General features: G+C 74.5%; 15 protein-coding genes. 3 read left to right on the forward strand and 12 right to left on the reverse strand.

Going from position 1 to position 18,850, the window contains the following annotated elements:
- Nucleotides 1-82: 82 nt before the first annotated feature.
- The gene (locus ACWDD9_RS19575; RefSeq protein ID WP_049659026.1) at nt 83-1,909 is read right to left on the reverse strand and encodes a phosphoenolpyruvate carboxykinase (GTP); all 1,827 of its coding nucleotides are present in this window, start codon (nt 1,907-1,909) and stop codon (nt 83-85) included.
- A gap of 284 nt (nt 1,910-2,193) precedes the next feature.
- Here ACWDD9_RS19575 and trhA point away from each other — a divergent pair, with 284 nt between their 5' ends.
- Complete coding sequence (gene trhA / locus ACWDD9_RS19580) at nt 2,194-2,868, forward strand: PAQR family membrane homeostasis protein TrhA (protein ID WP_049659028.1); 675 nt, start codon at nt 2,194-2,196, stop codon at nt 2,866-2,868.
- Between the two features lie 90 nt (nt 2,869-2,958).
- Here trhA and ACWDD9_RS19585 read toward each other — a convergent pair whose 3' ends face one another.
- From ACWDD9_RS19585 to ACWDD9_RS19595, 3 genes are all read right to left on the reverse strand, one after another.
- On the reverse strand, nt 2,959-3,600 hold the full coding sequence (locus ACWDD9_RS19585) for a hypothetical protein (protein ID WP_074001321.1): 642 nt from the start codon (nt 3,598-3,600) through the stop codon (nt 2,959-2,961).
- 283 nt (nt 3,601-3,883) lie between these two features.
- Nucleotides 3,884-4,804: a hypothetical protein gene (locus ACWDD9_RS19590; protein WP_449812149.1), complete on the reverse strand. Its 921-nt coding sequence runs from the start codon at nt 4,802-4,804 to the stop codon at nt 3,884-3,886.
- 8 nt (nt 4,805-4,812) lie between these two features.
- Nucleotides 4,813-5,535 (reverse strand): papain-like cysteine protease family protein, encoded by a 723-nt coding sequence (locus ACWDD9_RS19595; protein WP_449812150.1) that lies wholly within the window; start codon nt 5,533-5,535, stop codon nt 4,813-4,815.
- A 283-nt stretch (nt 5,536-5,818) separates the two neighbouring features.
- Between ACWDD9_RS19595 and ACWDD9_RS19600 the strand changes: the two genes are divergently transcribed.
- The gene (locus tag ACWDD9_RS19600; RefSeq protein WP_449812164.1) at nt 5,819-6,751 is read left to right on the forward strand and encodes a hypothetical protein; all 933 of its coding nucleotides are present in this window, start codon (nt 5,819-5,821) and stop codon (nt 6,749-6,751) included.
- 12 nt (nt 6,752-6,763) lie between these two features.
- Here ACWDD9_RS19600 and ACWDD9_RS19605 read toward each other — a convergent pair whose 3' ends face one another.
- Entirely contained in the window at nt 6,764-7,384 is a 621-nt protein-coding gene (locus ACWDD9_RS19605; protein WP_375874173.1) for a hypothetical protein, read from the reverse strand.
- The gene (locus tag ACWDD9_RS19610; RefSeq protein WP_388044454.1) at nt 7,381-9,108 is read right to left on the reverse strand and encodes an alpha/beta hydrolase; all 1,728 of its coding nucleotides are present in this window, start codon (nt 9,106-9,108) and stop codon (nt 7,381-7,383) included. The genes ACWDD9_RS19605 and ACWDD9_RS19610 overlap by 4 nt, the downstream gene beginning before the upstream one ends.
- A 107-nt stretch (nt 9,109-9,215) precedes the next feature.
- Between ACWDD9_RS19610 and ACWDD9_RS19615 the strand changes: the two genes are divergently transcribed.
- Entirely contained in the window at nt 9,216-9,545 is a 330-nt protein-coding gene (locus tag ACWDD9_RS19615) for a hypothetical protein (protein WP_380737559.1), read from the forward strand.
- A gap of 5 nt (nt 9,546-9,550) precedes the next feature.
- On the opposite strand, the gene ACWDD9_RS19620 is transcribed toward ACWDD9_RS19615, so the two are convergent.
- The 6 genes from ACWDD9_RS19620 to ACWDD9_RS19645 all read right to left on the reverse strand — a co-directional run bounded on the left by ACWDD9_RS19620 (nt 9,551) and on the right by ACWDD9_RS19645 (nt 18,778).
- Nucleotides 9,551-10,411, reverse strand: coding sequence for a GNAT family N-acetyltransferase (locus ACWDD9_RS19620; protein ID WP_449812151.1), 861 nt, complete (start codon nt 10,409-10,411; stop codon nt 9,551-9,553).
- Between the two features lie 110 nt (nt 10,412-10,521).
- Nucleotides 10,522-12,564 (reverse strand): thioredoxin domain-containing protein, encoded by a 2,043-nt coding sequence (locus tag ACWDD9_RS19625; RefSeq protein ID WP_449812152.1) that lies wholly within the window; start codon nt 12,562-12,564, stop codon nt 10,522-10,524.
- Between the two features lie 41 nt (nt 12,565-12,605).
- Complete coding sequence (locus ACWDD9_RS19630) at nt 12,606-13,433, reverse strand: ABC transporter ATP-binding protein (RefSeq protein WP_079271858.1); 828 nt, start codon at nt 13,431-13,433, stop codon at nt 12,606-12,608.
- Nucleotides 13,434-13,468: 35 nt separating this feature from the next.
- Entirely contained in the window at nt 13,469-15,565 is a 2,097-nt protein-coding gene (locus ACWDD9_RS19635) for a prolyl oligopeptidase family serine peptidase (RefSeq protein WP_449812153.1), read from the reverse strand.
- A complete protein-coding gene (locus ACWDD9_RS19640; RefSeq protein WP_449812154.1) occupies nt 15,558-16,832 on the reverse strand; it encodes an MFS transporter in 1,275 nt (424 codons plus the stop codon). The genes ACWDD9_RS19635 and ACWDD9_RS19640 overlap by 8 nt, the downstream gene beginning before the upstream one ends.
- On the reverse strand, nt 16,829-18,778 hold the full coding sequence (locus ACWDD9_RS19645; RefSeq protein WP_449812155.1) for an FtsX-like permease family protein: 1,950 nt from the start codon (nt 18,776-18,778) through the stop codon (nt 16,829-16,831). Before ACWDD9_RS19645 ends, ACWDD9_RS19640 begins: the two co-directional genes overlap by 4 nt.
- Nucleotides 18,779-18,850: the final 72 nt, after the last annotated feature.

Here is an 18,850-nt window from a genome sequence, read left to right on the forward strand (position 1 = left end):
GCGGAACTCCGGCCGTCCTGCCGCTCGGCGGGGCGCGCGGTTCGTGCCGCGCGCCCGCCGCTACCGCGGCTGAGGCTCAGGCTCAGCCGAGGCGCGCGACGAGGTTCCGGTACTCGTCCCACAGCTCCTTCGGGGTGTGGTCGCCGAAGGTCTCCAGGTGGGCCGGCACGAGCGCGGCCTCCTGGCGCCAGATGTCGGCGTCCACGGTGAAGAGCAGGTCGAGGTCCTCCTTGGAGAGGTCCAGGTCGCCGAGGTCGAAGCCCTCGACGGTCGGCAGCACGCCGATCGGGGTCTCGACGCCCTCGCCGGTGCCCTCCAGGCGCTCGACGATCCACTTGAGCACGCGGCTGTTCTCGCCGTAGCCGGGCCAGACGAACTTGCCCTCGGCGTCCTTGCGGAACCAGTTGACGTAGTAGATCTTCGGCAGCTTGGCGGCGTCCGCCTGGGCGCCGACCTTCAGCCAGTGGGCGAAGTAGTCGCCCATGTTGTAGCCGCAGAAGGGCAGCATCGCGAACGGGTCGCGGCGCAGCTCGCCGACGGTGCCCTCGGCGGCGGCGGTCTTCTCGGAGGCGATGTTGGCGCCCAGGAAGACGCCGTGCTGCCAGTCGAAGGACTCGGTCACCAGCGGGACGGCGGTGGCGCGGCGGCCGCCGAACAGGATCGCCGAGATCGGCACGCCCGCCTGGTCCTCCCACTCCGGGGCGATGGTCGGGCACTGCGCGGCCGGGACGGCGAAGCGGGCGTTCGGGTGGGCGGCCGGGGTGCCGGACTCGGGGGTCCAGTCGTTGCCGCGCCAGTCGGTCAGGTGCGCCGGGGGCTCGTCGGTGAGGCCCTCCCACCACACGTCGCCGTCGTCGGTGAGGGCGACGTTGGTGAAGACGGTGTTGCCCCAGAGGGTCTCGATGGCGTTGGCGTTGGTGTCCACGCCGGTGCCGGGGGCGACGCCGAAGAAGCCGGCCTCGGGGTTGATGGCGTACAGGCGGCCGTCGGCGCCGAAACGCATCCAGGCGATGTCGTCGCCGATCGTCTCGACCTTCCAGCCCGGGACGGTCGGCTGGAGCATGGCCAGGTTGGTCTTGCCGCAGGCCGAGGGGAAGGCCGCCGCGACGTACTTGACCTCGCCGCTCGGCGGGGTGAGCTTCAGGATGAGCATGTGCTCGGCCAGCCAGCCCTCGTCGCGGGCCATGGTCGAGGCGATGCGCAGCGCGTAGCACTTCTTGCCGAGCAGGGCGTTGCCGCCGTAGCCCGAGCCGAAGGACCAGATCTCCTTGGTCTCCGGGAAGTGCGAGATGAACTTGGTGCTGTTGCACGGCCACGGCACGTCCGCCTGGCCCTCGGCGAGCGGGGCGCCGACGGTGTGCACGGCCTTGACGAAGTCGCCGTCCTCGCCGAGCTGGTCCAGCACGGCCTGACCCATGCGGGTCATCACACGCATGGAGACGGCGACGTAGGCGGAGTCGGTGATCTCGACGCCGTACGCGGCCAGCGGGGAACCGACCGGGCCCATCGAGAAGGGCACGACGTACATCGTGCGGCCCTTCATCGCGCCGCGGAAGAGGCCCTGCTCGCCCTGGAAGATCTCCCGCATCTCGGCGGGGGCCTTCCAGTGGTTGGTCGGTCCGGCGTCCTTCTCCTGCTCGGAGCAGATGAAGGTGCGGTCCTCCACGCGCGCCACGTCGGACGGGTCCGAGGCGGCGTAGTAGGAGTTGGGGCGCTTCTCCTCGTTGAGCTTCTTGAAGGTGCCCTGCGCCACCAGCAGGTCCGCGAGGCGCTGGTACTCCTCGTCGGAACCGTCGCACCACTCGATGCGGTCCGGCTGGGTGAGCTCGGCGATCTCGCTCACCCAAGCGAGCAGCTGCTTGTGGCGGGTGGGCGCGGATGCGCTGAGAGCAGAGATCTCGTACGACACGATCGCTCCGTTTCACGCCATCTCGGCGTGGAGATGGCGTCGCGGGGGTCTGAGGGTGCTTGCAGCGTAGCTCCGGACTCAAGGCCGGAACGCGGCGAAGCGTCGAAATTGACGCACCCTTTACTACAGCCAGTATGATTACCCATCGGTAACATGTCGACCGACCCCGCGACGGAGTGCGCGGCGCCACACTCCAAATACTCCAAAACGTCTAAGAGTGACGATCGCCACTTCCTACGCGCGAGTAACCTACGGAGCCGTAGGTAACGGGTAGCATGCTGCGCATGACTGCTGCTGCGCTCGCGGAGAGTGCACTCACGGAGAGCAAGCCGAAGTGGCGCGGCTGGCTGCACGCCGGAATGTTCCCCGCCACGGTGGCCGCCGGGATCGTGCTGATCTGCCTGGCCGACTCCACGCCCGCCAAGATCGCCTGCGCGATCTACTCGGTCAGCGCCTGGCTGCTGTTCGGGGTCAGCGCGGTGTACCACCGCTTCAACTGGGGGCCGCGCGGGGACGCCGTACTGCGCCGGCTGGACCACGCGAACATCTTCCTGATCATCGCGGGCACCTACACGCCGTTCACCATGCTGCTGCTCAAGGGCGCCGACCAGCAGGTCCTGCTCTGGGTGGCCTGGGGCGGCGCGCTGGCCGGGATCGCGTTCCGGGTGTTCTGGGTCGGCGCGCCGCGCTGGCTGTACACACCGGTGTACCTCGCGCTGGGCTGGGCCGCCGCCTTCTTCCTGCCGGACTTCCTGCGCGCCGGCGGGGTCGCCGTCCTGGTGCTGATGATCGTCGGCGGGGTGCTCTACAGCATCGGCGGCGTGGTGTACGGGCTCAAGCGGCCCAACCCCTCACCGCGCTGGTTCGGGTTCCACGAGGTGTTCCACGCCTTCACCCTGGGGGCGTTCATCGTCCAGTACGTCGGCGTCTCGCTGGTGGCCTACAGCACCACCGGGTGAACACCGGTGCCGTACGGCACGGCCGGGTGAACACCGGTGCCGTACGCCATGGCCGGTCGGCCACCGGTGGCGTACGGCACGGTCGGGTGATCACTGGTGGCGCACGGCACGGCCGGTCGATCCCGGCGCACCCCGACGGGCGGTCGAACGGTCCACGGACCGGACGGCCGCCCGTTCCGCCGTCCAGGGCCGCTCGTACGGGGCCCGGAGCTGCGGGCGGCGCGGGTAGGCCGCGTGGTCGGCCGCGCCGGCCTCCGGCTGCGGGCCCGGATCCTGCAGCGGCCCGTGCGCGTGGTGCTGCTCGCCGTACCCGTGGTGCTGCTGCCCGCCGTGCGCGTGGTGCTGCTCCCCGTGCGACTCCCGGTGGGGCTCGCGCGGAGGCCAGGCCGGCGCCGGGAGCGCCTCGGGCTCGGGCCACCGCACCGCGCCGACCGCACGGCCCCGCGCCTGCCGGGCGTCCAGCGCCTCACGGGCCCGGCGGCAGCGCTCGCAGTGCGCGGCGTCCGGGATGCCGCGGCGCGGACGGTGCCGCACCGGGGCCGGCCCGCCGCGCATCGCGCGCCAGCGGCGGGCGACGTAGACCATCAGCAGCAGGGTCTCCACCCCGGCGACCGCCAGGACCAGTGGGGCACCCTTGATCAGATAGGCCGCCACCACGGCCAGCGCAGAGCCCACCACCACCGCCGAGCCCCACACCTGGGAGCTCATCTGCTTGTCGTCCGCGTCGGCCACCTCGGTCCCCTTTCCCGGTGCCGGGCTCGTGGTCGGCTCCCGCCGCCCCACCTCTTCTCCGCTCTCGGCACGCGTCGGCCAGCACTGACCGATTGCCACATCGTATCTACCGTCAGTCATGGCCAACCGCCCCCAGGCGGCGAACGACAGATCAACGTTGCGTCAATTCCTTGTGCGGAAGCAGCACTTCCAGGACACATCACGGAACGTGACCACGGCAAGGCGCCCGGCCGGGAGAACCCGGCCGAGCGCCTCTGTGAACCTCTCGCGACCCCGCCCGCCGTCAGCCGCGGCGGACGCCCCTCCGCCGCAGCACGGCACCCGCGCCCACCAGGGCGGTGGCCCCCAGGGCGGCCGCCGCCGTCACGGCCGGCAGTGCCGAACCGCCGCCCGCGGGTCGCGGTGCGACCGCGAGTTGCGGGCCCTCCCCGGGCTGCGGTGCCGTCCCGGACCGCGGCGCGGCCGCGAGTTCCGGCGCGGCGTCCGCCTCGTAGCCGCCGCCCTTGCCCGCCCGGTCGTACGCCGAGCCGGGCAGCTTGTCCCCGTACCGCTGGTGCACCAGCTGCTGGTACGCGGCCAGCGTGACCCCGCCCGCGCCCACCGAGCGCCGGGCCTCGTCGTCCAGCGGCAGCACCCGGCCGTCGCGCAGCACGTACCAGGCGTTGACCTGCGGCTCGCGGAAGGCGGTGCCACCGCCGCTGCCCGCCGCCTTCGCCGCGTAGTCGCTCTCGTCACCGCCCGAGGCGATGTTCACCACCTTCCAGCCGCCGCCCTGTCGGACGGTCCAGACCGAGGCGCTCTGCCCGTCCGCCGCGACCACCTTGCTGGCGGTGAACTCCGACGTCGCCACCGGTGCGCCGGGGGTACCGGCCACGAAGCCGGGGTCCAGGACGTACACCGGCACGGTGTCGCCGACCAGCCGCGGCGCGGCCTCGCCCGCCGCCCGGGCCTCCTCGGCGGCGCCGATGGTCAGCTGCCGGGTCGGCGGGACGCCCTTGCGGGCGAAGAAGTGGCCGACCTTGTCGAGGACGGCCGGGTCCTGGACCGCGCCGCGGGCCTGCGCCAGCTCGGCGGCGGGCACCGGGGCCGGGGCGGACGGGGAGTCCGCGTGCGCGGCCGGGGCGAGCACCAGCGCGAGGCCGGCGGCGAGCAGGGCGGTGGCGGTCGCGGTGGCGGCCCGACGGCGGCTCTTGGTCTCGGTCATGGCCGCCCTCACGCGCCGATCCGGTACAGGGAGTGGGTCCACGAGAACGTGTTGTTGTTCACGTAGTACCCGTACTCCGCCCAGTTGTAGCGGTAGTTGGAGGGCCACGGATCGCCCCAGTAGACCCAGTTGCTCGACGTGTCGTAGCCGTACAGGACGTGCATGTGGCCGCCGCCCGAACTCCACTGGATGCGCGTCTCGATCGGGCGGTCCGCGTTCACCTCGGACTGCACGGTGCCGTAGTTCAGGTACCCGTTGACGTACGAGCCCGGGTTGATGCCGACCCAGTTCAGCCCGTTCTGCACGTCGCCCAGCGTGGCCTGGCTGTTGGGGCAGCTGGAGTTGGCGGAGCGGCCGAACGCGGCGTTGCAGAACTGGTTCTGGCTGTAGTTGTAGCCGAACCAGGTGGCGATGGTGTTCCCGCTCGCCGCCCAGCACCAGTTGGTCTGCTGTTGCTGCTGCATGGTGATGTTGAGCTTCTTGAAGGTGCCGGCCAGGTCGGCCGTGCTGCCGGGCGCGGCGGCTTGGCGGACCTGGTGCGCGGCCCGGTCCTGGGTCTGCGTCTGGGCCTGCGTCTGGGCCTGGGTCCGGTCCTGGTACTGGGCCTGGGTCTGCTGCCCGGCCGGGGCAGCGATCGCGGGCGCCGCCACCGCGGCGGTGAGCGCCGGGCCCAGCACGCCGAGGGCGAGCAGCGAGACCGCGCGGCGCAGCCGTATTCGTGGAACTGGCATGGCGGGAAAGCCTCCTTGCACGAGTGGAGCGAGGTGCTGTGTGGGGGCGCGGTCCGGATCGCGCCCCGAGCATCGCGCCTCGTCAGGGACAGGTCAACGGCCCTCCGCGGGGCCCGACCGAGGTGTGAACGGGCGGACGCGGATGTGAACGGCGCCCGGAGAACCACCGCGCAGCAGGCCCGGACCGGTGACAAACCACCGCACCGATGTGAATATTCACGGTCAAACGCCGCTCCGTCCGAGCCGCCCGCACGCCGGTCCGCCCGTCCCCCAGGAGGCCGCCATCCACAAGAGCGACCCAGCCGACCTCGCCGCCGCCCTGCGCACCGGCCCCTTCCACCTCGCCCTGCGCACCGCGATCTCCGCCCGGGGCCTCGCCCTCCACCGCATCCGCCGCCACCTCGCCCTGCGCGGCGTCACCGTCGGCCTCACCAGCCTCAGTTACTGGCAGCAGGGCCGCCGCCGCCCCGAACGCACCGAGTCACTGCGCGCCGTCGCCGCCCTGGAAGAGGTCCTCGACCTGCCCGAGCACTCCCTCACCCGGCTGCTCGGCCCCCGCCGCGCCGCCGGCCCCGCCCCCGCCGGCCCGCCCGTCCGCCCCTACCGCGACCTCATCTCCCCCGCCGTCGCCGTCGACGACCTGCTCGCCACCCTCGCCGGCCCGCGCGACACCGGACTGCACACCATCACCCACATCGAACGCATCCGCGTCGGCCCCGACCGCCAACTCGCCCGCCGCGACTCCCAGCACGCCCTGCGCGCCCACCGCGACGGCATCGACCGCTACCTCGCCCTCTACCAGGGCGACCCCGGCAGCGACATCACCCGCGTCGGCGTCCGCGCCGAGGAGAACTGCCGCCCCGGCCGCGTCCGCCGCGACCAGGCCCACCACCTGCTCGCCGCCGAACTCCTCCTCGACCGCCGCCTACGCGCCGGCGACACCCACCTGCTCGGCTACGGCTTCGACGACGCCCCCTCCCCCGACCCCAGCTGCGAATACGTCCGCGGCTTCAACTCCGGCGCCGGCCAGTACGTCCTCCAGGTCACCTTCCACCCCGCCGCCCTCCCCGTCCGCTGCCACCGCTTCGCACTGCACTCGCCGGGCGCCGCCCCGTACGAGACCGAGGAACTCACCCTCGACGGGCACCACTGCGTCCACCTGGTGGCGACGGCGGTACGGCCGTGCCTCCTGGGGATCCGGTGGGACTGGGAGTGAGGGGGGTGGGGGTCAGTGCGACCAGTACGGGTCGTCGACGGGGTCGCCCATCGTGGCGAGCGATGTCCTGGCGAGTGGGGACACCGGCTCGTATTCGTGGGCGGGCTGGTACAGCACCCCGTAGGCCTCCACCAGGAACTTCACCCGGTACGTCGAGTCCGGCTGTGCCGCCGCAAGGAACAGGAGGAACGTCTCGCCGCCCGCTTCCCCGACCCCGTGCAAGGACTGGATCTCGTCGGAGGGGTTCGACCGATGGACCACGGTACTTCCGAGTCCCTGCCAGGCCTGGGTCACCTGGTCCATCAGGGCCGGCAGCCTCGTACTCGCGACCGCGGTCCGACCGACGACGACCTCGGTGACCGCCGACACCATGCTCGGCTCGCCGTCCCAGCGGTCCCGTTCCCTGCGCACCTCGAAATAGGCACCCGCGAAGGCCAACGACGGAGAGACCGCCCCCATCGTGGTGCGCAGGGCATGGTCGATCCGCACCTTCGCCGCTCCGGGTGACAGCCGCGACCGCCGATCGGCCAACGCCAGCGGTCCGTACCCGTTGAAGAACAGCACCGAACAGGCGGTCACCACGACGGCGAAGGCCAGCACGACCGATCCGACCAGCTTCCAGCGGGCCCTCATCGGCCACCCGTCACATGGACGTCGCCGCCCTTGCCCGTGACGATGGAGGCGATGTTGCCCAGCGAGGGGCCACCGAACTCCGGGGTGAGGTACTTGGTGTGCGCACCCACGAGGTTCGCCCCCTGGCTGTACTCGGAGACCGTGAAGCGCTTGCCACCGAAGGACTCGCTCGCCGGATCCCGTCCGTACCAGTTCTCGTCCGGGTGAGCGCCGAGGGGCCACGGGACGAGACCTCGGGGCGACGAGGCGTGGGTGACGACGTCGTTGTCCGCCGCGCCGGCCCAGACGTGCCCGGGCAGCCGGAGCTCCGAGGCGCGATCCACACCGGTGCCGGGGCTTCCGATGAACACCACATCATCCGGTGGCGTGTAGTTCCCCTGGTGCGTGGCCGCCTTCGTCGCCAGTCCGACCACGACCGAGCCGTAGCTGTGTCCGATCGAGGTGATGTGCGGGCACTGGCCGCTGCTGTTGGTCGTCCGGAGCCCGGTGACGAACCTCGCGTAGTCGGGTGCGCCCTTGACCGCCGCCTTCGGGTCGGCCGCGTTCAGGTCCTCGCCGGGCGGGTCATAGCCCAGCCAGACGATCGAGGCCACCGAACCGCCGGGCTTGACCTTCTTGTTGGCCTCGCGCCAGACGTTCAGCGCGTTCTCCGACTCGTTGGTGCCCGGCGTGTCCCCGTGCTTGGCCGGGCCGAGAGAACTGGGATCCGTGGTGACGCCGGGAACATAGGCGGCGATGTCGGTGGCGGTGTCCGGGTTCCCGTAGGAGAGGATCGCGCGTCCCTGGCCTTCGGCACCGATACCGATCAGATACGTGCGGGGACGACCGTCCGTCGCCCCGCCGTCCTGATCGAGGCGGTCCCAGATGGGCTGCAGCTTCTTGAGCTCCGCCTCCTCTTCCTTCGTCCGCTGCTTGCCCTTGAGCTCGCTCAGCCGCTTGTCCAGGTAGCTCCGGTTGACCTGGTCCCGCACGTCCGCCGGGATCCCGTCCAGGTTCCCGACCTTCTCCGGGTGGTGGTCGATGAACCACTGCCGGCCCGCCGGGTCGAGGCCGTTCCACCAGCTGTTGACCTCGGTGGGCGGCGCTCCCGCGGCCGGCATGTCCCTCAGGTACGGGGCGCCCGACTCGTTCGCCGTCCGCTGGTCGGCCTCGGCGACCGCGAGGGTCAGGCCCGACTTGCTGGTGGCGTGCTGGGTGAAGCCCCTGAGCAGCCCGGCGAGGGTCTGGTCGGCCGTCCCGGCCTCGGTGAGGGCGGCGGTGATCCGCTTGGCGATCTCCTCGGCCGCCGCCTTCTGCTTGGTCTCCCAGTTCGCGTCCACCGGGCCGGTGGGCGCGGGCCAGCTCACCGTGCCGTTGTCGCTGACGGTCAGGCCCTTGGCACCGGCGTCGACGACGGCCTGCCGGAGTTTCGACTGGGCGAGTCCGAAGAGGTCGGCGTAGTCCCGCAGGGTCTGGCCGAGTGCGGCCAGTTCGGTTTCGGCGGCGTGCAGTTGGGTGGTCGTGCCGTCCAGTGAGGGGATCGCGGCGTCGGCTGCCGGTCCGCTCCAGCCCGACCCGTGGACCCGGTCGGTGGTGCCGCGCTTCCAGTCGGCGGTGTGCTGCGCGAACGCCTTGTGGAGTGCGTCGTACGCGTCGCCGGCCGCGTGGAGGTCCCCCGGTCTGGCGTTCTTCAGGCTCGCGAAGTCGAGCCGGCCCGCGCCGGCCCGCTGATCCGGATCAGCCATGAGTGCTCCCCCCGATACTCACCGCTACCATAACCCACGTCTGCCACAGCGGCATTGGGGGAAGAGCGATGGGTGACGGCAAGGGATTCACTGTAAAACCAGGCGAGTTGACCGCCGCCGGGAACAACGCGCTGGCAGTGGCCGGGAAGGTTCCGGAGGAGACGGCGAAGCTCGCGGAGCCGGGCGACAAGGCGGCCGGGGGGCTGGCGGGGTGGCAGAGCGGGGCGGCGCTGCAGGGGTGCGGCACCGCCTGGAAGTCGCTGCTGGACGGGCTCGCCGGCGACATGAAGTCGGCCGGCGGCAACCTTCTCACCTGCGCGCAGACGTACCTCAGCGCCGACCGGCTGCCCGCGCCCGCCACTGCGGCGGCCGCCACCGATCCCTTCGGCACGAAGGTGGCCGGGGTGGCGGGCGTGCATCTGACCAGGGACGCGTAACTCCGTTACCGGGGCCGGAAGTCCACGATCAGGGAGTCCTCCACCGACAGGTAGCCGATCTGCTGGTAGATGGAGTTGCTGGTCGGGTTGGCGAGGTCGGTGTAGAGCAGGACCTCGGTGGCGCCGTGGGCGAGGAGGTGGGCCGAGACGGCGGCGGTGACGGCGGTGCCGTAGCCGTGGCCGCGGCTTTCGGCGGGGGTGTAGACCGGGCCGATGCGGGACATGCCGGCGAGCACCGGGCTGCTGCCGGCCAGGGCGACCGGGCGGCCGTCGTCCTCCCACAGGTGCAGGCAGCCGTTCGCGGTCCGCTCGTCCACCGCCCTTGGGACGTCGGGGAGTTCGACCTCGACCTCGGCCAGGAACTCCTGGTACCAGCGGATCGCCAGTTCGCGGTCGGCCGGTTCGGCCAGCCGGTGGCGGCCTGCGGGCGGGCGCGGCGGGTCGGTCAACTCGCCGAGCCGGTAGAGCCGTTCGTCGACACGGACGGACTGTTCGGTGCCGGTGGCCGCCGTCCAGGCGGCGGCGAAGGCGCGGACCGCTTCGGCTCCCCCGCCGACCCCGGTCACCGTGGTGAAGCCGGCTCCGGCGGCGGCCAGGCCGGTCGCCAGTTCGGCGGCCGCGGCCGGCGGCATGAAGGAGAGCCGGGGGGCGAACGGCGGCGTCTGGAGGAAGGCGCCCGCGACCGGACCTCCCTGCTCGGCCCGCCACCAGCCGAAGACCGGCGGCTCGCCGAACACCGTCAGGCCGGACTCGGCCAGCCGGTGCGCGATGGTGAGCAGGACGGTGTTCTCGGCGGGGCGGGCGGCCAGGAAGGCGCCCGCCTGGTCGCGGAACTCGTCGAGGGAGGTGCTGAAAGTCCAGGTCATGGCCCATGGTGGACCCGGCCGGACCCCGCTCGCCAACGATTATCCGGCCGCCGTCGAACCCCTGCCCGCCCCCACCGTCGACGGCTTGCCCGCCCCCGCCGGGGCGCCCGCTACTCGACCGCCGTGCCCAGCTTCCCGGCCAGTTCCGCCGGATCGGTGGTCGGGGCGTCGCAGGCGAAGTGCCGGCAGACGTACGCCGCGGGGGCGCCGCCGACCAGCGGCCGGTCGGCCAGCAGCGGCACCTCGGGTTCCCCGGGCGCGCCGACCGCGACCACCGCTCCCGGCGCCGTCCCGAGCAGCGCGGCCCGTCGCAGCGCCGCCGTGGCCGGGTCGCCGTCCGGGCCGACCACGGCGACCTCGCGCGGCCCGTCGAGCAACGCCTCGGCGACGGCGAGTCCCCAGCCGATGAACCGCGGTGCCCGGCCGGCGAGGGCGCCGACCACGCCGAGGGCCCGTTCGGCGGCCGTGCGGTGCCGGTCGGAGCCGGTGTACGCGGCGTACGTGAGCAGGGCGCCGGCGGCGGCCGTCCAGCCGGACGGGGTGGCGTTGTCGGTCGGGTCCTGCGGGCGGCGGATCAGCTCCTCGGCGTCGTCGGCGGTGTCGTAGAGCGCGCCGGAGGCCTCGTCGGTGAAGTGCTTGAGCACGGTGTCGAGCAGGCCGCCCGCCAGTTGGAGCCAGGAGGCGTCGCCGGTGACGGCGTACAGCGCGAGGAAGCCCTCGGCGGTGTCCGCGTAGTCCTCCAGCACGCCGGCGTTGGCACCGGCCCGGCCGTCCCGGGAGGTGCGCAGCAGCCGGCCGTCGGGCGTGAGGTGGACGGCGAGCAGCAGGTCGGCGGCGCGTTCGGCGGCCTCGACCAGGTCGGGGCGGTCCAGCAGCGCGCCGGTCTCGGCGAGCGCGGCGACGGCCAGGCCGTTCCAGGCGGCGACCACCTTGTCGTCGCGGGCCGGGGCGGGGCGGGCCGCCCGGGCCTCGGCCAGCCGCGCCCGGATCGTCTCGTACTCGGCGAAGTCCTCGGGGTCGGCGAGGAGTTGGAGCACCGAGGTGCCGTGTTCGAAGGTGCCCTCGGCGGTGACGGTGAACAGCCGGGCGGCGGTGGCCGCGTCGGCGGGGCCGAGCAGGTCGACCAGCTGACCGGGCTCCCACACGTAGTACGCGCCCTCGGCGGACTGCCCGGTCTCCTCGTCCAGGCTGTCGGCGTCCAGGGCGGAGGCGAACGCACCCTCGGGCGTGCGGAGTTCGCGCAGCAGGAAGTCCGCCGTGGAGAGCGCGACCCGGCGGGCCAGGGCCGATCCGGTGGCCCGCCACAGGTGCAGGTAGGCGCGCAGCAGCAGGGCGTTGTCGTACAGCATCTTCTCGAAGTGCGGCACCACCCAGCCGGCGTCCACCGCGTACCGGGCGAAGCCGCCGCCGAGCTGGTCGTGGATGCCGCCGCGGGCCATCGCCTCACCGGTGCGGACGGCCATCTCCAGGGCCGCCTCCGAGCCGGTCCGGGCGTGGTGGCGCAGCAGGAACTCCAGCACCATGGCCGGCGGGAACTTCGGCGCGCCGCCGAAGCCGCCGCGGCTCTGGTCGAAGTCCCGGCTGAGGGCCACCAGCGCCTGGTGCAGATCCGCCTCGCCGGGCGGGTTGTGGGCGCCGGCCGAGTACACGGCGGCCCGCTGGGCGAGGTCGGCCCGGATCCGTCCGGCGACCTCGCCGACCTCCTCCCGCCGGTCCCGCCAGGCGGCCTCCACACCCTCCAGCACCTGCCGGAAGGACGGCATCCCGTGCCGGGGCTGCGGCGGGAAGTAGGTGCCGAAGTAGAACGGCTCCTTGTCGGGCGTGAGGAACACCGTCATCGGCCACCCGCCCTGCCCGGTCGCGGCCTGCACCGCCTCCATGTACACGGCGTCGACGTCCGGCCGCTCCTCCCGGTCCACCTTGACCGGGACGAACCGCTCGTTGAGGTACTCGGCGAGCCCGGCGTCCTCGAAGCTCTCGTGAGCCATGACATGACACCAGTGACAGGCGGCGTAACCGACCGACAGCACAACGGGTACGCCGCGGCGCCGCGCCTCCTCGAAGGCCTCCGGCGTCCAGGGCCACCAGTCCACGGGGTTGTCGGCGTGCTGGAGCAGGTACGGCGAGGTCGCGTCCGCGAGACGGTTCGGCATGCCCCCCATCCTCGCGCATCCGGCGGTCGGCGCGCGGCAGGTCAGGCCGGTCCGGACCAGTAGCTGATGCCGAGGTTGGCGTCGAAGGTGCGCATCCGCCCGAGCACCTGGTCGGGGGTCGGGCCGAGGAGTTCGTCGACGATGCGGCCGTCTGCGAGGAAGACGACGCGGTCGGCGTACGAGGCCGCCACCGGGTCGTGGGTGACCATCACGACGGTCTGGCCGAGTTCCCGGACGCACCGGCGCAGCAGCGCGAGGATCTCGGCGGCGGAGCGGGAGTCCAGGTTGCCGGTCGGTTCGTCGGCGAAGACGATCCGGGGCCGGCCGGCCAGCGCCCGGACGCAGGCGACGCGCTGCTGCTGGCCGCCGGAGAGCTGGGCCGGGCGGTGGCCGAGCCGGGCGCCGAGGCCGGCCGCCTCGACCAGGGTGTCCAGCCACTGCCGGTCGGGGGTGCGGCCGGCCAGCGTCAGCGGCAGGGCGATGTTCTCCGACACCGTCAGGGTGGGGATCAGGTGGAAGGCCTGGAAGACGAAGCCCACGTGGTCGCGGCGGAGCCTGGTCAGCTGGCCGTCGCTCAGCCGGGTGAGGTCCGTGTCGCCGATCCGGGCGGCGCCCGAGGTGCAGGACTCCAGTCCGGCGAGGCACTGGAGCAGGGTGGACTTGCCGGAGCCGGACGGGCCCATGATCGCCGCGAACTCCCCCTCCCGGAAGGACACCGAGACCCGCTCCAGTGCCACCACCCGGGCGTCGCCCGACCCGTGCACCTTGGTCAGGTCGACGGCCGACGCGGCGGCCGGGGCGTGGTTCGCGGCGGCCCGGGGGCCTCCGGGACGGGACGGGCCTCCCGCGAGGGACTGGGGCTCGGTCATCGGTGGTGCTCTCCTCGGTTGGACACGGGCTGAGGTCAGGACTGCGGTCTGGGCCGGGGGCCGGGCGGACCGGCGGGCGGGGCTCCGCACGGACCGGCGGGCAGGTCGGCGGGTGGCAGCAGGCCGGTGCCGGCGGCCAGCAGGGCGAGGGAGCGGACCGCGAGCTCCCGTCCGGCCGCGGCCGGACGGCCCTGGTGGCCGCCGCTGTCGTGGTGGTCGAGCAGGACCGGCGCCGCCCCGGTGGAGGCCCGTCCGAGCGCCGCGCAGAGCTTCCAGGCGTGCCAGGGCGGCACCCGCGCGTCGTTCGCCCCGGTGGCGAGCAGCACCGCCGGGTAGGCCGTCCCGGGCACCACCCGGTGGTACGGGGAGTAGTCGAGCAGCGCCCGCAGCGCCCGCGGGTCGGCCGGATCGCCGTACTCCTCCGCCCAGAGCCGGCCGAGGCCGCCGACCTGGTAGCGGGCCAGGTCGGTGAGCGGGGCCACGCACACCGCGGCGGACAGCAGACCGGGCTCCCGGGTGAGCGCGGCGGCAACCACCAGCGCCCCGTTGCTGGCGGCCAGTGCGCCCAGCCCGCCGGCCGGGGCCTCGCCGCGTTCGACCAGCATCGCGGCGGCGGCCCGGAAGTCGTCCACGGTGGCGCTCTTGCCGGGGCCCCGGCCGGCGGCCGCCCAGGCGGGGCCGAGCTCGCCGCCGCCGCGCGCGTGCACCCAGGCGATCCGGCCGCCGGCCCGCAGCCAGGCCTCCATGGCCGGGTCCCAGGAGGGTTCCAGCGGGAGGCCGAAGCCCCCGTAGACGGTGAGCAGGGTGGGCGCGGGGCGGCCGCGGTCCCGCGGCCCGGGGTCGCAGACCGTCACCGGGACGGGCGCGCCGTCCCGGCCGACGGCGGTGAGGGTGCGCAGCGCGGCGCGGCGCTCGGGGGGTTCGACCGGGCCGGAGCCGTCCAGGTTCCTGGTCCAGGTGCCGTACCGGGGGTCGTCGGCGAGCAGCCAGACCGACCCGCCGACCCGCCCGTGCCGGTCGTACGGGGTGGCGCCGAGGCGCAGCCGGGCGGGCCAGTGCAGTGCGGTGGCTCCGCCGCCAGGTGCCTCGCCCGGCGCCCCGCCCGGCCGGTGCAGGTCGAGCCGGTGGGTGGTCCCCAGCCGGCGGAGCAACGCCAGGCCGGGCCTCCGGCCGGGGCCGAGCACCCGCAGGGCGGTGACCGGGCCCGCCTGGGCTTCACCGGCAGCGGGCGGTTCACCGACGGCGAGCGGCGCGACCACGGCGGGCCCGCGGGTGGCGCCCCGGGCCAGCTCGTCCAGGTCCAGCGCGAGCAGCTCGTCGGCGGCGAGGAAGCAGACCGTCTCGTTCAGGTCCAGGGCGGTGACCCGCCGCCCGTCGAGGTCGAGCGGCTGCCAGTCGGGCACCGCCCGGCCGGTCCACCGGGTGGCCCACCAGCGCGCCGGGCCGGACGGCTGCGGGCGGGTGCGCAGCAGCAGGTTCCCGCCGGGACCGCCGTGGAGGGTGAGCCGGACCGGGCCGGGCACCGGCAGGGCGAGCCGGCGGGCCGGGCCGCCGCCCGGGTGGCGGGCCGCCAGGGTGTGCTCGGTGCGGGTGCCGGCGGTGTACACCAGCGCCTCGCCGGTGAAGGCGAGGGTGGCGTACGGGGCCGCGTCGGGCAGGTGGTGGGGCCGGTCGCCCGGGCGGGTGGGGAGCAGGTGCAGGCCGCCGTTCTCGGCTCCGTCCCGGTGCAGTTGGACGGCGATGAACCGGCCGTGCGGCTCGGGCTGCCAGCCGGCGATCCGGTCGCCGGGGCCGATGACGCCCTCGGTGGGCGTCCGGCGGGTGCCGTCGGGGTGCCGGACGGTCAGGACGTCGCCGTCCGGGCCGCGTTCGTGGCGGAAGAGCAGGCCGCCGGCCTCGGCAGGCGGGGTGGGCGTCCGGTCGGGCGCCTCCCGTTCCACCCGGTCGAGCAGGGCGGCCCAGGCGGGCTCGTCGGAGCGCTGCGGGCGGGCGGCCAGCAGGCGCCGCTGCTCGGTGAGCCAGGCCCGGGTGCGCGGGGCGTCCGCCTCCTCCAGCCAGCGGTACGGGTCCGCCGGCGTGAGGTTCGGCGCCGCCGGCCCGGGGGGCGCGGCCCGGTGGTCGAGGTCAGCCATGGACGGCCTCCGCGGAGTTGTCGTTCCGTCGTTCCGGGGCACCCCCGGCCCCGGTCGGACCGGCGGCGGGCCCGCCGCCGGTCCGACCCGCGGTGGCGGCCAGCCCGACCGCGGCGAGGACCACCACGACCACGGCCGCGCCGGCCACCGTGCCGGTCAGTCCGAACGCGTGGGCGCACAGGCCCGCGAGGGTCGGCCCGGCGGGTGCGACCAGTTGGGCGAGGAAGCCGATGCCGCTGTGCACCCGGCCCTGCAGACCCGGCGGGGTCACCTCCATCTGGGTGACCGCGATCAGCACGGTGACCACCGGCCCGGCGGCCGCGGCGAGGGCCAGCGGAAGGACCGCCGCCCAGTGCCCCTGGGCCAGGGTGAAGCCGGGCAGGGCGAGCGCGACCACGGCCGTGCCGAGGGCGATGCCCCGGGCGGGCGGCAGCCGCCGGACCAGCGCCGGTGCGAGCAGCGATCCGGCCAGCCCGCCGGTGCCCAGGGCCGCGGTCAGCACCCCGATGTGCACGGCGCCCCCGCCCGAGGCCACCACCACGATCAGCAGCCCGTTGAACACCAGGTTGAGCACGGCCGCGTTGACCACCGCGTAGCGCAGGAAGGGCACCCGCCAGATGAACCGGACGCCTTCGGCCAGCGCGGCCCGGACGCCGGGCGCGGCCGGCTCGTCCCCGGGGCGCTCCCGCCTCCCCTTCGGCAGCAGTGCCACGCAGCAGACGGCCGCCAGGTAGCTGCCGGCGTCGACGGCGAACACCCAGGACGGGTGGACGGCCAGCAGCGCACCGCCGGCCACCGGGCCGGCCATCGCCGCGACGGCCGGCCTGCTCTGCAGCAGGCCGACCGCGCGGGGAAGGTGCTCGGGCCGCACGAAGCACCGCACCACCACGTTCTCGGCGGGTGCCAGGGTGCTGCCCACCGCGCCGAGCAGCAGGGCGGCGACCAGCACCGCCCACAGCGGCGGCATGCCGCCGGAGGCCGACAGGGCCAGCGCGGCCAGGACGAGTGCGCCGGCCGCGTTGCCGGTCAGCAGCACCGTCCGCCGCTCGCGGCGGTCGGCGAGGACGCCGGCCGGCAGCCTGGCCAGCAGCACCCCGACGGAGAGCGCCGTACCGGCCAGTCCGGCCTGCCGGATGTCACCGCCGGCCCGCAGCGCGACCACCGGGAGGGCGATCACCGAGGCGGCGGTGCCCAGGGCCGAGGCGGACTCGCCGCCGTAGAGCAGCCAGAACGACCGCCCCAGCCCTCCGGCGGCCGCCGCGCTCACGCCGACCCCGTCGCGAACTGTCGCCGGATGCCGCGCAGCGGACGGGCCGCCAGCGCCGCCGGGACGGCGGTGGCGACCAGCACCCCGACCAGGACGCCGACCGTCCACGGCACGTCCAGGGCGGGCAGCGCCCCCTGCCCGACGGCCCGGGCCAGCGGCACCAGGCAGATCCCGGCCGTCGCCACCGCCAGGACCGTCCCGACCAGCGCCGAGGCCAGCACCTCGTACACCACGCAGCGCAGCAGCTGCCCGCGGCCGAGGCCGAGGGCCCGCAGGTGGGCGCGCTGGGAACGGCGGTCCCGCTGGGCGATGGCACAGGTGTTGGCGAGGGCGAGCAGCGCGTACCCGCCCACCACGGCGACGATCAGCCGGGAGGCCATGTCGTCCTGCACGTTGCGCGGCCGCAGGTGGGCCAGGTAGTCGGCCCGCGTGGCGAGCCGCTGGCCGGGCCGGAGCTCCCAGGCGCCCGGGTCACCGCGGAGCAGCACCCGGTCGGCGTACGGGGCCGGGGTGTGCTCGAGGGCGAGGTCGACGGGGAGGACGTACGAGGGGAAGGCCAGGTCCCGCTGGTAGACGGCGACGAGCCGCAGCTGCGCCTGCTGTCCGTCGGCGAGCGTGAAGGTGACGTCCTGGCCGAGCTTCCAGTGGCGCGCGGTGGCCTCGGTGCTGCCCGCGGCGAACGTGCCGGGAGCCAACTCGTCCAGCCGGCCCTGCTGTTCGCCGAGGTCCAGGGCGCTCCGCAGGGCCGCCCCGTCGACGCCCCAGGCGCGGGTGGGCTTGGGCTTGTCGTCGTAGAAGCTGGGCGGCGCGGTCACCTTGGTCGCGATCGGCGCGACGGCCGTCCCGCCGGGCAGGCCGGCGGGCCGGGCGGGCAGCTGGTGGCCCGGCTCGGCCGTCACCACCGCGTCGGCCCGCAGCGCCTGCTCGGTCTGCTGCTGCACGGCGGCCCCGATGGTGGCCCCCGAACCGAGCAGGCAGACCACGGTGCCGACCGCCAGCAGGACGGGCACCGCGATCGCGGCCGTCCGGGCGGGCGCGGCCCGCAGCCCCGCGGCGGCGATCCGGCCGGCCTTGCGGTCGAGCAGCAGCAGCACCGCGCAGCAGGGGCCGACGAGCAGCGGCACGAACCAGGGCGCGAGCACCGCGAGCGTGGGGATGACGGCCGTGGCCAGGCCCATCACCAGCGCGCCCTGGAGCACCGGCGGCAGGTCCATCACGACCATCAGGGCCACGAGCGGCCCGCAGAGCATCAGGACCATGGCGATGCCCGCCACCAGCCGGCCGACGTTGCGGCGGGGCGGGGCCAGGGCCAGCGACTGGTCCTTGAGGAGGTCGATCGGCTGGACCCGGCCGGCCGCCAGCACGCTGGCCAGCGCGGCCAGCACCGCGACCGCGCAGGTGCCGAGGCAGGCGCCGACCGCGATCGCCCAGGTCTGCCCGGCGGAGGGCAGGTCGACCGCGGCGGGGAACAGCTCGCGCTCGATCAGCAGGCGCCGGCCGAACCCGGCCACCGGGACCGTCCCGGCCACCGCGGCGACGGCGGAGGGGGCCAGCGCGACCAGCGCGACGTCCGCGACGACCAGGGCCCGCAGCCGGCCGGCCGTCACCCCGAGGGCGCGCAGCACGGCGAACTGCCCGAGCCGCTGGTTGGTCCAGAGCGCGACCGTCGACCCCGTCACCAGCACCGCCGACATCAGCAGCATCGTCAGCAGCAGGCCCAGCAGGTTCTGCGCGTCCTTGGCCGCCGCCGCGGCGGACGAACCCTCCGGGTAGGACGGGCCGCTGACCGCCGCGAGCAGCAGCAGGCAGGCGCCCACGCCGGTGGCGGTGAGCGCGCAGGCGACCGCGACACCTATGACCCGCCCCGGGTACGCCCGTACCTCGGCGACGCACAGTCGCAGCGCGCCGAGCGGTCCGCTCGGACGGGTAGTCGGTTCTGATGCCACGGCCACGGTTAACTCACCCCAAAACGGTAAACAGAATGCAGAGCCGGGGAAGGCCGCATGTGCCGCGGCCTT

The sequence above is a fragment of the Kitasatospora sp. NPDC001119 genome, assembly GCF_053598475.1.

What these genes read in the sequence shown, in the direction of transcription:
- trhA (WP_049659028.1), top strand. Translation starts at nt 2,194, where the DNA reads ATGACTGCTGCTGCGCTCGCGGAGAGTGCACTCACGGAGAGCAAGCCG.
- ACWDD9_RS19590 (WP_449812149.1), bottom strand. Translation starts at nt 4,804, where the DNA reads ATGACCGAGACCAAGAGCCGCCGTCGGGCCGCCACCGCGACCGCCACC.
- ACWDD9_RS19595 (WP_449812150.1), bottom strand. Translation starts at nt 5,535, where the DNA reads ATGCCAGTTCCACGAATACGGCTGCGCCGCGCGGTCTCGCTGCTCGCC.
- ACWDD9_RS19605 (WP_375874173.1), bottom strand. Translation starts at nt 7,384, where the DNA reads ATGAGGGCCCGCTGGAAGCTGGTCGGATCGGTCGTGCTGGCCTTCGCC.
- ACWDD9_RS19610 (WP_388044454.1), bottom strand. Translation starts at nt 9,108, where the DNA reads ATGGCTGATCCGGATCAGCGGGCCGGCGCGGGCCGGCTCGACTTCGCG.
- ACWDD9_RS19620 (WP_449812151.1), bottom strand. Translation starts at nt 10,411, where the DNA reads ATGACCTGGACTTTCAGCACCTCCCTCGACGAGTTCCGCGACCAGGCG.
- ACWDD9_RS19625 (WP_449812152.1), bottom strand. Translation starts at nt 12,564, where the DNA reads ATGCCGAACCGTCTCGCGGACGCGACCTCGCCGTACCTGCTCCAGCAC.
- ACWDD9_RS19630 (WP_079271858.1), bottom strand. Translation starts at nt 13,433, where the DNA reads ATGACCGAGCCCCAGTCCCTCGCGGGAGGCCCGTCCCGTCCCGGAGGC.
- ACWDD9_RS19635 (WP_449812153.1), bottom strand. Translation starts at nt 15,565, where the DNA reads ATGGCTGACCTCGACCACCGGGCCGCGCCCCCCGGGCCGGCGGCGCCG.